Origin of the sequence: Halorubrum sp. AD140, assembly GCF_034497445.1 — an archaeon.
GTDB lineage: Archaea > Halobacteriota > Halobacteria > Halobacteriales > Haloferacaceae > Halorubrum.
Genome location: NZ_JAXRUU010000327.1, coordinates 1 through 1062, shown reverse-complemented (window position 1 = coordinate 1062; position 1062 = coordinate 1). Strand labels below are relative to the sequence as shown.

The following is a 1062-nucleotide window of genomic DNA, read 5'->3' as shown; positions in this document are numbered from 1 at the left end:
CCCGTGGCTCCGCCGAGCCTCGGACCTGGGACATGCGGAGATCGTGGGTTCGGAGCCCACCCCGGCCACTCTACAATTCGTTCGCTCGGCCAGCGACGCTCCTCTCCGTCCGACAGCACTTCCTGACCGACGACCCTTCCTGACCGACGGCTCTCACACCGGAACCGCCTCGCCGGCGACGAGCGCGACCGCGACGACGACGCCGCCCAGTCCCAACAGCGCGTAGTTGGCGAGTGGGTTCGCGGCCGTGACTAGGTCCAGCGTGTACTCGTCGTCCCACACTGGGGCGTACGGCCGGATCCCCATCGGGGTGAGCGCGTCCGCGAGGAGGTGCGAGACGATCGTCAGCGTGCCGAACAAGAGCCCGGCGCCGCCGAAGAGGAGCCCCCCGACGACTCCGCGCTGGAGGCCGACCGCCAGCCCCACGACCCCGAAGGCGACGCCAACCAGCAGCGCGAACCAGACGGTGTGCGTGATCCCGCGGTGCTTCACGAAGGGAACGCGCACGTCGACGTCGGGGAGCGACGCCAGCGACGCGACGCCGGCGGCGCCGACGACGCCGACCTCGATCGAGGCGAGGGCGGTGACCAGGAACCCGAGCGGTGCGTAGACGACCAGCGACGCCCCGAGGTGACCCTTCCGGTACATGGGAGCGACTGCGTGCCCGGTCGGTAAATCCGTTGCGTCGGCGGGCAGCGCGTCGCGCGTCCCGTCGCGCCTCGGGGGCGAAACGCCTACGGCCTCCCCCCGCGACCGTCCGGTATGACGCTGACCGCCCGCGACCTGATGGAACCGGACGTGAAGACGGTCTCGCCCGACGACGACGTCGCAGAGGCCTTCAAGCGGTTCGCCCGCTACGAGTTCAGCGGGTTCCCCGTCGTCGACGACGACTAGCGGGTGGTCGGCATCGTCACCGAGTCCGACCTCGTGGACCTGTTCGAGCCCGAGGACGAGACGCTGTGGATCCCGATCGGGCTTCCCCCGTTCGTCGACACGCTCTCCTATCAGGTGAAGCGCCCGTGGGCCGACATCGACCTCGTCGTCGACCTGATCCGCAACGCG

1 protein-coding gene and 1 pseudogene are annotated in these 1062 nt (G+C 70.2%); one reads left to right on the top strand and one right to left on the bottom strand.

The features are described 5' to 3' along the window. Window positions 1–153: 153 nt before the first annotated feature. The gene (locus U4E84_RS18580; RefSeq protein ID WP_322533531.1) at window positions 154–648 is read right to left on the bottom strand and encodes a metal-dependent hydrolase; all 495 of its coding nucleotides are present in this window, start codon (window positions 646–648) and stop codon (window positions 154–156) included. Between the two features lie 114 nt (window positions 649–762). Between U4E84_RS18580 and U4E84_RS18575 the strand changes: the two are divergent. Further along, window positions 763–1062 (top strand): annotated as a pseudogene (locus U4E84_RS18575) (CBS domain-containing protein); the annotation flags it as partial.